This window comes from Lachnoanaerobaculum sanguinis (assembly GCF_033242365.1).
Classification (GTDB): domain Bacteria; phylum Bacillota; class Clostridia; order Lachnospirales; family Lachnospiraceae; genus Lachnoanaerobaculum; species Lachnoanaerobaculum sanguinis.
Genome location: NZ_BTHK01000024.1, coordinates 1 through 13,191 on the forward strand (window position 1 = coordinate 1; position 13,191 = coordinate 13,191).

The 13,191-nt window shown below is 39.8% G+C and carries 11 protein-coding genes; 4 read left to right on the forward strand and 7 right to left on the reverse strand.

The window, feature by feature from the left end:
• Positions 1 to 211 precede the first annotated feature (211 nt).
• From cooS to SBH76_RS12630, 6 genes are all read right to left on the reverse strand, one after another.
• Positions 212 to 2,383 (reverse strand): anaerobic carbon-monoxide dehydrogenase catalytic subunit, encoded by a 2,172-nt coding sequence (gene cooS / locus SBH76_RS12605; RefSeq protein WP_432706868.1) that lies wholly within the window; start codon positions 2,381 to 2,383, stop codon positions 212 to 214.
• Between the two features lie 199 nt (positions 2,384 to 2,582).
• On the reverse strand, positions 2,583 to 3,635 hold the full coding sequence (locus SBH76_RS12610) for an electron transfer flavoprotein subunit alpha/FixB family protein (protein ID WP_034212797.1): 1,053 nt from the start codon (positions 3,633 to 3,635) through the stop codon (positions 2,583 to 2,585).
• A gap of 13 nt (positions 3,636 to 3,648) precedes the next feature.
• Complete coding sequence (locus tag SBH76_RS12615; protein ID WP_317978060.1) at positions 3,649 to 4,431, reverse strand: electron transfer flavoprotein subunit beta/FixA family protein; 783 nt, start codon at positions 4,429 to 4,431, stop codon at positions 3,649 to 3,651.
• Positions 4,432 to 4,457: 26 nt separating this feature from the next.
• Entirely contained in the window at positions 4,458 to 5,612 is a 1,155-nt protein-coding gene (locus SBH76_RS12620; protein WP_009663371.1) for an acyl-CoA dehydrogenase, read from the reverse strand.
• A gap of 174 nt (positions 5,613 to 5,786) precedes the next feature.
• On the reverse strand, positions 5,787 to 6,623 hold the full coding sequence (locus SBH76_RS12625) for a 3-hydroxyacyl-CoA dehydrogenase family protein (RefSeq protein ID WP_009663166.1): 837 nt from the start codon (positions 6,621 to 6,623) through the stop codon (positions 5,787 to 5,789).
• A 69-nt stretch (positions 6,624 to 6,692) separates the two neighbouring features.
• Positions 6,693 to 7,469: an enoyl-CoA hydratase-related protein gene (locus SBH76_RS12630; protein WP_317978061.1), complete on the reverse strand. Its 777-nt coding sequence runs from the start codon at positions 7,467 to 7,469 to the stop codon at positions 6,693 to 6,695.
• Between the two features lie 474 nt (positions 7,470 to 7,943).
• Between SBH76_RS12630 and SBH76_RS12635 the strand changes: the two genes are divergently transcribed.
• The 4 genes from SBH76_RS12635 to SBH76_RS12650 all read left to right on the forward strand — a co-directional run bounded on the left by SBH76_RS12635 (position 7,944) and on the right by SBH76_RS12650 (position 12,049).
• Positions 7,944 to 9,131 carry an acetyl-CoA C-acetyltransferase gene (locus SBH76_RS12635; RefSeq protein WP_317978062.1) on the forward strand — a complete coding sequence of 396 codons (1,188 nt, stop codon included), beginning with the start codon at positions 7,944 to 7,946 and terminating at the stop codon, positions 9,129 to 9,131.
• Positions 9,128 to 9,778, forward strand: a complete 651-nt coding sequence (locus SBH76_RS12640; RefSeq protein WP_317978063.1) for a CoA transferase subunit A — start codon at positions 9,128 to 9,130, stop codon at positions 9,776 to 9,778. The genes SBH76_RS12635 and SBH76_RS12640 overlap by 4 nt, the downstream gene beginning before the upstream one ends.
• The gene (locus tag SBH76_RS12645) at positions 9,778 to 10,422 is read left to right on the forward strand and encodes a 3-oxoacid CoA-transferase subunit B (protein ID WP_034212811.1); all 645 of its coding nucleotides are present in this window, start codon (positions 9,778 to 9,780) and stop codon (positions 10,420 to 10,422) included. The genes SBH76_RS12640 and SBH76_RS12645 overlap by 1 nt, the downstream gene beginning before the upstream one ends.
• A 259-nt stretch (positions 10,423 to 10,681) precedes the next feature.
• The gene (locus tag SBH76_RS12650) at positions 10,682 to 12,049 is read left to right on the forward strand and encodes a short-chain fatty acid transporter (protein ID WP_007595462.1); all 1,368 of its coding nucleotides are present in this window, start codon (positions 10,682 to 10,684) and stop codon (positions 12,047 to 12,049) included.
• Between the two features lie 37 nt (positions 12,050 to 12,086).
• Here SBH76_RS12650 and SBH76_RS12655 read toward each other — a convergent pair whose 3' ends face one another.
• Positions 12,087 to 13,013, reverse strand: a complete 927-nt coding sequence (locus tag SBH76_RS12655; RefSeq protein WP_317978064.1) for a calcium/sodium antiporter — start codon at positions 13,011 to 13,013, stop codon at positions 12,087 to 12,089.
• Between the last annotated feature and the right edge of the window lie 178 nt (positions 13,014 to 13,191).

The window sequence follows — 13,191 nt, forward strand, 5'->3', positions numbered from 1 at the left end:
TTAAAAAACTGGTTGGTTTTAGTAACCTTGATGCCCTCTATTTAACCAAAGCTGAAGTCGACAATTTCTTTCAAAACTGCATGCTCTTGGATACCTAGAGTACTAGGTTTTGAGAGAAACGACGGAAGTCAGGTCTTATAAATCAGTTGTCAATAGCTGTGTCTTATTTGTAGGCTTTATGTATTTTTAATTCAATATATTTCTGACCGACTTATACTAAGGCTAATTCTTCATCTTTATGCACTATCTTATCGGGAACCACCCAACCGAGGGCCTTTCTCTTTTCAATGATATCTGCAACTATTTTTTCACCCAGAGAATCCGGATTTGTATCTACAACCATCACAGAACCAAGTAATTCCTTTGTGCCCTCTTTCAAAAATTCTATTACATTCTTTGAACCGTGAATTTGAGCTTCCACGCAGTGATATGAATTGATTCCCATAAGTCTGAAGCCAAGGGCCGCATCTATTCCCTTTTCATTGCTCCACTCAGGAGATGAAAATGCAAAAGGCATTTCATAAAGCGGCTTACCGGCCTCACCTGCTACACCTGCAAAGATTCCGCTTGACTTGGTATTATCTATACACTCACCGACATGCCATACCGGTGGTAAATCTCCAAGGAATTCTTTTAAACTCTCACCTGCATGCTCCTGTCCCGAAACATTGCAATATCCCATCTTCATAAGCGGGAATGAGGCACATCCGTTTGTAAGTATCAAAATATTGTTTCTAAGCAGTGCATTGGCTACATCAATAACACATTTCTCATACACAACCTTAGGATTGTTACATCCTACTATGTTTACAATACCGAGTATCTTACCTTCCTTTACAGCCTCATATAAAGGCTTCATAGAACCGTAGTGTTTATGCACATATTCAGGTGAAAATCCGACTTCGGCATCCACTTCATAAGGTGGAATGTATACAGGTATACCCTGTCTGTCTTTAAAGCTTTCTATACCTCTAAGTACTATTTTTTCTGCAAGTTCTCTTGTCTCTCCTATATTTGAATGATGATGATCATATTCAAATCTCTCGGCACCCGGCAATCTTGCAGACTCACTGGTTGTAACAACTGTAGTTCTGAAGCACTTTGCAACTTCCATTATTGACGGGAATACATCCTGAACATCGGCAATCCAAAGATCAAGTGCTCCCGTACCAAGTACAAGCTCAGCAGATACCGCATTTGAAAGCGGAATAACTCCTGCATAGCGATACATTGCTGAAAGTCCTGAACAGCAGATTCCGTAGAATCTTATTCCCTTTGCACCAGCCTCTTTTGCAAGATTTATAAACTTCTCTTCCTGTCCGACTCTTACAATCTCACTTACAAGTGTAGGAAGATGACCGTGTACCGCAATATTTACATATCCCTTTTTCAGAGCACCGATATTTACCTTTGATGTAACTCTGTCTCCAACTCCGAAAAGACCGTCAGTTGCTATTGATGTACTTACAACACCTGAGTATGTAAATGCAAGTCCACAGCGCAAAAACTGCTGCATAATACTCTTCCAGTCACCGTCAGTACCGACACCTGTTTTATGATAGGCCTCAAATACTTCATGATATGCGCTGATAGGTAGAATATCCAGTTCCTTCCATACTTTTTTTCTTTCCTCGGAACCAAGTGCCTCTATAATTTTATAATCTCCCGGTACAGTACGGCTCATATCCTCTAAAAGTATATCCGCAAGTTCTGAAGCAATTTTCTTTATACTTCTTCTCTCCGTCTTTATTCCGAAAGCTTTTGCGGTATCCTTTATCTTTTGCTGTCCCAGTATAGGTAAATCAAGCTTTCCTTCAGCTGCCCACTTTAAAGACAGAATAACTTCTCTACCGTGCATACCGTGTTGAGCCGCACCTGCAGCAGCTGAACGAAGTAAATTTCTTGCCACTATAAGGTCCGCATCCGCACCGCAGACTCCCTTAGGACTCTTTGAAGTTATCTTACATGGACCCATATTACAGATCTTACAGCAGATTCCGGCCATACCGAAACCACACTGTGGCTGCTGACTGTCAAATCTGTCAAATGTGGTATCAAATCCAAGCTGATTCTGGCGCAAAATCATCTCTCTTACTGCCGGATCCGGAGTATTTTCCAAAACCTCATCCTTTGACGGAAAAGTTTTTCTGTACTCAGATACGGCATTCATATAATCTCTGATAAAAGCCTTATCGTCTCCGTCCTCTTCATGATCCGACTTTAATGTAATTGTCGGCACTCCATGTTCATCAAATCCTATCAAATTTCTATGGCTGTGAATATGGTCAACTCCATGCTTATGTTCATGATTATGTTCGTGACTATGATTGTGTTCGTGATTATGATTATGTTCGTGACTGTGTTCTTTCTTTCCCATGAGCATTCCTTCCTACTTTAAAACAAGAAACCTATAACCTATTTACCTATTAATTTAGTATGTTTTAAGGTTTTTTGATTATAAAATATTTTTCATTCCATGTCAAGCAGGAATTTGTACTCTTTTAAAAACAAAAAATCGCCATAAACCCATTTTTCGGTTTATAGCGATTTAATTTATATGTCTATATTAATATTCTTCAGCATTAATCTTCTTTAGCAAGCTCCGCTTTAATCTTCTCTGTAAGTGCAGGAACTATCTTATTCAAATCACCTACTATACCATAGTCGGCAACGCTGAAGATAGGCGCATTCTCATCCTTATTGATAGCGATGATAATGTCACTCTCTTCCATACCTGCCAAATGCTGTATAGCACCTGAAATACCTATTGCAAAATAAAGATGTGGACGAACTGTCTTACCTGTCTGTCCTACCTGAATATCCTTTGACATCCAACCTGCATCAACCACAGCTCTTGAACAGCTTACAGTGCCGTGAAGTGCATCTGCCAAATCCTTAAGTATCTTAAAGTTCTCAGCAGAACCTACACCTCTACCTCCTGATACCAAAATCTTTGCAGCCATGATATCTTCCGTTGTCTTGGCATTTTTTACTATCTCAAGAATCTCAACATACTTGCTGTTCTCTTCAAGCTTGGCATCAAAGTCTATTACCTCCGCCTTTGCTCCTGCAACTCTTTCCTTCTTTTGCATAACACCCGGACGAACTGTTGCCATCTGAGGTCTGTTCTCAGGACATGCAATAGTAGCTATGGTATTTCCGCCAAATGCAGGTCTTGTCATCAGAAGCTGATTATGCTTCTGCTCTCTTCCTGCAATAGCCACTAAAGGATAATCACCGATCTCAAGCTGTGTACAGTCTGCTGTAAGTCCTGTTCCTACTCTTGCTGAAACTCTGGGTCCCAGATCTCTACCTATTGCTGTAGCACCGATAATGAATATCTCAGGCTTAAACTCGTTTATAACCGCTGATAATGCCTGTGTATAAGGCTCTGTACGGTACTCTTTAAGTTTAGGATCATCTACAACTATTATCTTATCAGCACCGTGCTCGGCGAGTTCTTCAACCAGTCCCTTTATATCAGATCCAAGTAATACTGCTGTAACCTCGGTATTGAGATCAGCAGCCAAATCCTTACCTTTTCCTATAAGTTCAAGGGAAATACCGCTCAATTTGCCGTCTACCTGCTGGGCAAATGTAAACACTCCCCTGTATTCTTCTGTATTTTGTCTCATAAACGACTCCTTTTTAGATGATATGTGTTTCTTTTAACTTGCCTATGATGTAGTCAACAGACTCTGATGCACCAAGGTTTACCTGCTCTCCTGCACCCTTTCTAACCTTATCGGATGCTTTTGCAATCTGTGTCGGTGAACCCTTAAGACCTATATTTGAGTCATCAACTCCTACAAGGTCCGCTCTTGAGAATACAGTTACTTCTTTATCATAAGCATCAAAAATACCACCCGGAGTCATATATCTTGGCTCATTAAGCTCTGATAAAGCTGTAATAAGTACAGGCATTTTTGCTTTTAAAACATGATATCTGTCATCAAACTGACGCTCTACCACAACACTGTCTCCATCAATCTCTATCTTTTGTGCATAGCTGATAACAGGTAAATCCAGATGTTCTGAAATCTGAGGTCCTACCTGTGCAGTATCTCCGTCTATAGCCTGACGACCTGTAATAATAAGATCATACTCTAATTTTCTAAGTGCTCCTGCTATAGTCTGTGATGTAGCCCATGTATCTGCTCCACCAAGTACTCTGTCTGTTATAAGTACAGCATTGTCGGCTCCCATTGCCAAAGCTTCTCTAAGTACTTCATCAGCCTTTGGAAGTCCCATAGTAACTACTGTAACTTCTGCACCGTATTTATCTTTAAGTCTAAGAGCAGCCTCAAGACCCGCCTTGTCATCCGGGTTCATAATTGTAAGCATAGCTCCTCTGTTTAATGTGCCGTCAGGGTTAAAAACAACACCGCCCTTTGTATCCGGCACTTGTTTAATACAAACAACTATCTTCATGACATCCTCCATTCGTAATAGCACAATTATTTAAGCAATGCGCCTGAAATTACCATTCTTTGTACTTCGCTTGTACCTTCGTATACTTCTGTAATCTTCGCATCACGCATCATTCTTTCAATTTCGTATTCTCTTGTATATCCATATCCACCGTGAAGCTGTACTGCCTTTGTGGTAACTTCCATTGCCACTTCTGCAGCAAATAACTTAGCCATAGCCGCTTCCTCCGAATATGTCTTCTGTGTTGCTTTAGCCATAGCTGCTCTATATACAAGCATCTGTGCCGCCTTTACTTTGGTTGCCATATTTGCAAGCTCAAACTGAGTATTCTGGAATGCTCCGATAGATCTTCCGAATTGCTTTCTCTCTTTTACATAGTTGATAGTTCTCTCAAGTGCTCCCTCAGCGATACCAAGTGCCTGTGCGGCAATACCGATACGACCACCGTCAAGAGTATGCATTGCAATGCCGAATCCCTTACCTGCAGGGCCGAGCATATTTTCCTTTGGAACTCTGCAATCTGTAAAAATAAGCTCATAAGTAGATGAACCTCTGATACCCATCTTCTTTTCCTTTGTTCCGAATCCGAATCCCGGTGTATCCTTCTCAACTATAAATGCGGAGAAAATCTTCTTCTGTCTTCCTTTTGCATCCACCTTTATCTCTGTACATGCAATTACAACATAGATATCCGCCTCTTTACCGTTTGTAATAAAAATCTTTGAGCCGTTAAGTACATACTCGTCACCGTCAAGCACCGCCTTTGTAACAGCGCCCTGAGCATCAGTACCTGCATTAGGCTCTGTAAGTGCGAAAGCGCCAAGTTTCTCTCCCTTTGCCAAAGGAACAAGATATTTTTCCTTCTGTTCAGGTGTACCGTACATAGCGATAGGATCTGCACAAAGTGATGTATGAGCGGAAACAATAACACCTGTTGTCGCACAAACCTTTGACAACTCTTCTACACACATTACATATGCAAGAGGATCGGCTCCCTGTCCTCCATACTCCTTTGCTACAGGAATACCAAGGAAACCGTACTTTGCCATCTTTGTTACAGTCTCTCTTGGAAATATTTCCGTTTCATCCACCTCTATTGCAAGAGGTTTTACTTCCTTTTCGGCAAACTCCCTGAAAAGGGATCTTGCCATCTCATGTTTCTTGTCTAAAGTAAAATCCATGAATCATACCTACTTGAATAAATCCAAGTGCAAACATAAATAGTGAAAGTCTTTGTTTGCGTTATCCTTTCTTAGTTTTCTTTCACCTATATAGTAAATACAAACCCGCCTTTTGTATCTATCTCACATTAAAACCCCTTTCTACACTTTAACTGTAAAAAGGGGATAAATATTTTACTTATAAGAGAATATTCCTTCTCCGGTCTTCTTACCAAGCTTACCTGCAGCTACAAGCTCTTTTAACTTCGGAGCCGGTAAATACTTGTCATCCCCTGTCTCATTGTGAATAACTTCCATAATGGCAAGGCAAATATCAAGTCCGATAAGGTCTGCCAAATGAAGAGGTCCCATAGGATGTGCACATCCCAGAATCATAGCTGTGTCTACACCTTCAGCATCTGCTGTACCTGCAGCCCATACATTGATTGCTTCATTGATCATTGGAACAAGGATACGGTTTACTACAAATCCCGGTGCTTCTTTAACCTGTACAGGAGTCTTTCCGATATCTTCTGATATCTTCTTAATCTTTTCCACCAATTCTGCAGGTGTCTTCTCCCCACCTATTACTTCAACAAGTTTCATCCTGTCCGCAGGGTTAAAGAAATGCATACCTACTACAGGTCTGTCAAGTGCCTCACCTATTCTTGTGATAGAAAGTGATGAAGTATTTGAAGCGAAAATACAATCTTTAGGAACTATATTCTGAAGCTCTTTGAAAATCTGCTGCTTAACTTCCATCTTTTCAAGTGCTACTTCCACGATCAAATCACAGTCACTGCAGATATCGTTAAGGCCTACTTTTATTTTTGAAATAATTGCATCTCCGGCCTCTTTTGATATTTTCTCTTTTCCTACAAGGAAATTGATGTTCTTTTGAATCTTTGCAAAGCCTGCCTGTGCGTATTCTTCCTTAATATCACAAAGTCTTACTTCATATCCTTCTGTCATTGCAAAAGCCTGAGCAATTCCTGAACCCATTGTACCTGCACCGATAATACCAACTTTCATTTTTTTATCCTTTCCGAATTAAAATTTATATTTTAAACTTCATTATAATTTTTTAAATTAGACCTATATTTATGAATTAGTAAAATTCTTCTCTTTTCTCTTTTCAAGAAAAGCGTTCATCCCCTCTATCTGATCATGTGTTTCAAAACAACTTCCAAAGAGCTTTTCTTCTATCACGATTGCATCGTCCATCTTTGCATCAAGTCCGTCATTGATAGCTTTCTTGCATGCACGAACAGCAATAGGAGCGTTTTGTGCTATAGTAGCCGCCATCTTCTTTGCGGCAGGCATAAGTTCCTCCGGTAAATATATAGCGTTAACAAGCCCTATTCTAAACGCCTCATCGGCTTTTATATTTTTTGCTGTATAAATCAACTGCTTTGCCATTCCTACGCCGACTATTCTCGCAAGTCTTTGTGTTCCGCCAAATCCCGGTGTGATTCCAAGTCCTACCTCAGGCTGTCCAAACATCGCACTATCTGAGCATATACGAATATCACAGCTCATAGCAATCTCACATCCTCCGCCAAGTGCGAATCCGTTTACAGCGGCTATAACAGGAACAGGGAAAGTCTCTATCTTTCTGAATACATCATTTCCCTTCTTACCGAAAGCCTCACCCCCTGCCGGGCTCAACTTGCTCATTTCACCTATATCGGCACCTGCTACAAAAGACTTATCTCCTTCTCCTGTCAGAATGACAGCTCTGATTGTATTAGTGTCAATACTGTCAAAGCAAGCATCAAGCTCAGCCAGTACTTCAGAGTTCAAAGCATTGAGCGCCTTCGGTCTGCTTATTGTAACAATACCTACAGCACCTTCTGTATCAAACCTTACAAAACCCATAAAACACCTCCTTGTCAATATTGCATGTCAGAAATCAAGTTTGACATGTTAATCCATATGATAAAAATATAACATATATGTATCCGACAATCAATTAGTTTTTTCGATTAATTATTATATTAATTTTGCATAACTATATTCCGAAATCGAAATATCATCATGCTTAAAACATATATTTTTTTCATTTATATTGAGCAAAATTATTTTGCTGTTCTTTTTATTATCTGTAAAAGATTAAACACGACTCATCTTTAATATTTTTTACATATCAATATTTTCATTTATTATAACACATTGTTTAAATAAGATATATATAAAAACATATTATTTTTTTTATAGCAATTTTGAATAACCAAGGGGTGGATAATTGATTTCACTTGTGCTATGCTATAGGTGATACATATATCTGACAATACAAAAAAAGTTTACTCAATCGGTATTGTCCACTTTTATAGAATAAGTGAGGTGAAAAATATGAAAGAAGTAGTTATCGTCAGTGCAGCAAGAACAGCTATAGGCAGTTTCGGCGGTTCATTGGCAGGTGTAAGTGCAGTAGACCTCGGTATAACTGCGGCAAAGGGAGCCATTGAACGTGCAGGCATTGACGCTTCTCTTATCGACGAAGCCGTTATAGGAAATGTTTTAGGCGCAGGACTTGGCCAGAATATCGCTCGTCAGGTAATACTCGGAGCGGGATTGCCAAATACAACACCCGCATTTTCAATAAATAAGGTTTGCGGTTCAGGTCTTAGAACTGTTGAACTTGCAGCACAGATTATAAAGGCCGGTGATGCGGATATCATTCTTGCAGGCGGTACGGAGAGCATGTCAAACGCTCCATATCTTGTTAAAGGCGCAAGATTCGGCGTTAAGATGGGTAATCAAACATTGATTGACGAGATGATTACAGACGGTCTTTGGGATGCTTACAACAACTATCACATGGGCGTGACAGCTGAAAATATTGCTGAACAAAAAGGAATAACAAGAGAAGACCAGGATGTATTCTCTGTTGAAAGCCAGAGAAGAGCACAGGTAGCTATAGAGACCGGAAGATTAAAAGATGAAATAGTTCCTGTACTTATTCCACAAAGAAAAGGCGATCCTAAGGTATTTGATACGGATGAATATCCTAAGTTCAATACTACAATCGAAAATCTTGCAAAGCTTAAACCGGCATTTAAAAAAGACGGTACTGTAACTGCAGGTAATGCTTCAGGTATCAATGACGGTGCCGCAATGTTCATTATCGCATCAAAGGAAAAGGCACTTGAGCTTAAACTCCCTATCATGGCTACTATAAAGGGATATGCTTCAGGAGGTGTTGATCCAAGCGTAATGGGACTCGGAGTAATTCCGGCATCACAAAAAGCAATGAAAAAAGCTGGTATCACAGCCGACGATCTTGAACTTATAGAGGCAAACGAAGCTTTTGCGGCACAGGCTCTTGCAGTATGCAACGAACTTGGATTTAAGAGAGAAATCACAAATGTAAACGGCGGTGCAATCGCACTTGGACATCCTATCGGAGCATCAGGTGCAAGAATACTCACCACTTTACTGTATGAGATGCAAAAAAGAGATGTTAAATGCGGCCTTGCTACACTGTGTATAGGTGGTGGAATGGGCACAGCAATTGTTGTAGAAAGGGAGACAAAATGAAAATAGTTTCAATCAAAGATGCTATTGCAGGTATCAATGACGGCGCTACAATCATGGTAGGCGGATTTTTAGCATGCGGTACACCCGAACCGATTATTGATGCATTAGTTGAAAAAGGTGTAAAGGACTTAACACTTATTTGTAATGATACGGCAACTCCTACCACAGGTATCGGTAAACTGGTTGCCAACAATCAGGTAAAAAAAGTTATTGCAACACATATAGGTACAAATCCTATAACAGGACAAAAGATGCATGACGGTACTATGGAGGTTGAGCTTTCTCCTCAGGGTACACTTGCAGAGAGAATACGTTCCGGCGGCGCAGGACTTGGAGGTGTACTTACACCTACAGGTGTAGGTACCGAGGTTGCCGAAGGTAAGCAGGTATTAAATATTGACGGTAAAGATTATCTTTTGGAAAAACCTTTAAGAGCCGACTTTGCACTTATCGGTGCAACAATAGCCGATAAGAAGGGAAACCTTTACTTTACTGCTACAAGCAAAAACTTCAATACGGTTATGGCAACTGCTGCCGATGTTGTTATTGCAGGTGCGGAACTTATAGTTCCTGTAGGCGATATCCAGCCTGAAAATGTTGCAATACCTGCAATATTTGTAGATTATCTTGTAGGAGGTGAGTCATAATGTCAAAAGAGAGAATTGCAAGACGTGTTGCAAGAGATTTAAACGATGGTGACGTGGTAAACTTAGGTATAGGACTTCCTACTATGGTGGCTGACTATGTACCTGAGGGTATAGAAATTACACTTCAGTCAGAAAACGGAATCCTCGGTATGGGACCTTTGGCTTCAAGTGCAACAGCAAATAAACATTTAATTAATTCCGGCGGACAAAATGTTACCGTGCTTCCGGGTGCCGCATACTTTGACAGTGCATTCTCATTTATGATTATTCGAGGAGGCCATGTTGATATGACCGTTTTAGGTGCATTGCAGGTGGATGCTCACGGAAATCTTGCAAGCCATATAGTTCCGGGTAAAATGGTACCCGGTATGGGCGGTGCTATGGATCTTGTTACAGGTTCAAAGAAGGTTGTTGTCGCTATGACACATACTGCAAAAGACGGTGCACCGAAAATTTTAAAAGATATCACACTCCCTGCTACAGCTATTCATGCAGTTGATGAAATTGTCACAGAATTGGCTGTAATAAAGGTTACCGATGAAGGTCTTGTGCTTACAGAAGTAGCTGAGGGCGTAAGTGTGGAAGATGTTATAGCAAAGACAGAGGCACCTCTTAAGGTTGCAGATGATTTAAAGACATTCTAATTTATTTTAGTATAATTTAAATTCCCATGACCGGGATGCCGTATTTAAAAGATTAATCTCTTTTAAGATCGACATTCCGGTCTTTTATAATCTCATATCGGATGACTTCAGTATCAGAAAATACTAATTACAAAGATATTTTTGTGTGATATATATAATATATTTATATATTTTCGTTATTTTTTAGACTGGAAAAACGGATATCGGATTGATATAATAATGTTAATAATTAAACAATTTGCAAAAAGGAGGCAGATAAATGTTTAAGAAATTTACAAACGCATGTGTAAATATTGTTCAGAAATATTTGCCGGACGCATTTATTTTTTGTATCGTACTTACTATTCTTGTTTTTGCCGCTGCAATGCCTGTCAGCAAAATGAATCCGTTTGAAATAGCAAACGCTTGGGGCGAAAGTATGTGGTCCCTACTAGGATTCTCAATGCAGATGGCTTTGGTACTTGTACTGGGTACGGCACTTGCTACCGCACCTCCGGTAAAGAGAGCTATAAATGCGGCAGCGGAAGTTCCAAAATCTCCTACATCGGCAATTATTTTTATTACGGTAGTTTCAATGATTGCCTGCTGGCTTAACTGGGGATTCGGACTTGTAGTCGGTGCTATACTTGCAAAGGAAATTGCAAAGAAGGTAAAAGGTGTTGACTACAGACTTCTTATCGCATCTGCATACTCTGGCTTCGTAATCTGGCATGCAGGTTTTTCAGGTTCCATACCTCTACAGCTTGCATCATACAGTGAAGCTATAGGAAAGCAAACAGCAGGTGCGGTAACGGAATCCATTCCGACATCGCTTACCATCTTCTCATCTTGGAATCTTATAATTGTTATAGCTATAATTATAGTTATAGCATTTGTAAATGCACAGATGCATCCTACACCTGAGAATACAGTTACTGTAGACCCTAAGCTTTTATTGGATACTGAAGTACCGGAAAATAAACCTGTTTCAAAAACACCGGCTGAATGGCTTGAGAACTGTCCGTTACTTTCATTACTTACAGCATTATTTGCTATATTGTATCTGGTATATACATTTAAAACCAAGGGAAGTATCACACTCTCTCTTAATGTAGTAAATTTGATTTTCCTTACACTTGGAATTATATTCCACGGAACACCTATAAGTTATGTAAACGCTATTACAGATGCCGCAAAGAGTGCCGGAGGTATTATATTACAGTTCCCGTTCTATGCAGGTATCATGGGCATTATGACTGCTACAGGTCCTACAGGACAGTCACTTGCAGGTGCTATAAGTGATTTCTTTGTAAATATATCAAATCAGACTACATTCCCGTTGTTTACTTTCCTTTCAGCAGGTATTGTAAACTTCTTCGTACCTTCAGGTGGCGGTCAGTGGGCTGTACAGGCTCCTATCGTAATGCCTGCCGGAAACGCTCTCGGTGTTTCTCCTGCGGTATCAGCCATGGCTATTGCATGGGGTGATGCATGGACAAATATGCTTCAACCGTTCTGGGCTTTACCGGCTCTCGGTATAGCAGGTCTCGGTGCAAGAGATATTATGGGATATTGCGCTATAGTTCTTATTGTAACGGGAATAATCATCGGATGCGGATTCCTATTCCTCGTCCCGTTCCTGGCATAAACATAAAAAGTACCGGCCCACAACCGGTACTTTTTTCTTATCTTAAAATAATATATACAGTATACGCTATATAGGCCGCTACCATTGCGAGGCCTTCTTTTTTTGATATCTCACCGTCATTCTTGGCAAGTATATATACCATCAAACTTGCACAAATCAAAAAGAATGTATCGTATACAGCCACAACTTCCGCACCTATCGGATTAAGTACCGATGAAAATGCCAGAATAAATATTATATTGAATATATTTGAACCTACGACATTTCCAAGGGCAAGCGCATTCTCTCCCTTGCTTGATGCTACAATACTTGTCACAAGTTCAGGAAGTGATGTTCCTATAGCGACTATTGTAAGTCCGACCAAAGTCTCACTCATTCCGAACATCAACGCTATTTCGGAAGCGGACTCCACTACCTTGTCACCGCCAAACACTACAAGAGCAAGTCCTCCCACTATATAAACAATGGCCAAAGGTATAGGTAAATTCTTTTTCTTTTCATCATTAGCGTCATTGCTTCCCTTTAATGCAAGTCTTATAGTGTATATCATATACGCTATAAAAATCAGCAGGAAAATAACTCCGGCAATTCTGTCTATGCCGCTTAAAAAGAAAACAAATCCAAGCAACAATATTGTTATAACAATATTTACAATATAATCAAATTTCAAAAGCGCCTTATCCACCGGCATAGCATGTATAATTCCACAAATTCCCACTACAGCCAATAGATTAAATATATTCGATCCGATTACATTATTAAGCGCTATTGCATTGTTGCCCTTTAATGCCGCATCAATACTTACCGCCGCCTCAGGTGCACTGGTTCCGAAAGCCACTATAGTAAGCCCTATTACAACCGAAGGGACATTCAACTTTCTTGCCACTCCCGAAGCACCCTCAACAAAAAAATTAGCTCCTCCCACAAGACATACGAAGCCCAAAATAAGCCATATATATACCATAAAATCATTCCTTTACATTAAAAACTGAACACAGACATAATATCTATATATTCCCTGATTGTCAACATAAGTATTAAAAATAAACTTTATTTCTATTCACCTACTGCTTAAAGAGCAATTACATATTCCTTTAAAAGTATTTAAGAAATTTATCAACACAAATATAGTATTATCTGCT